This is a genomic window from Streptomyces sp. P17, from assembly GCF_032436805.1.
GTDB lineage: Bacteria > Actinomycetota > Actinomycetes > Streptomycetales > Streptomycetaceae > Streptomyces.
Genome location: NZ_JAVRBF010001605.1, coordinates 1 through 227 on the forward strand (window position 1 = coordinate 1; position 227 = coordinate 227).

The 227-nt window shown below is 55.1% G+C and carries 1 rRNA gene; it reads left to right on the forward strand.

Annotation, left to right across the window (positions count from 1 at the left end):
- Positions 1-141 precede the first annotated feature (141 nt).
- A 5S ribosomal RNA gene (gene rrf / locus RMT89_RS45810) occupies positions 142-227 on the forward strand; the annotation flags it as partial.

A 227-nucleotide genomic window follows, 5' to 3' on the forward strand; every position in this document is an offset into this window, starting at 1 on the left:
GGTGACCGGTACTAATAGGCCGAGGGCTTGTCCTCAGTTGCTCGCGTCCACTGTGTTAGTTCTGAGGCAACGACCGTTGCCGGTTTTTTGAGCAGAACGCATAACAGAAAAGTGTGCTTGTTCGCTCGAAACCATTAGGGTTTCGGTGGCCATAGCGTGAGGGAAACGCCCGGTTACATTCCGAACCCGGAAGCTAAGCCTTACAGCGCCGATGGTACTGCAGGGGG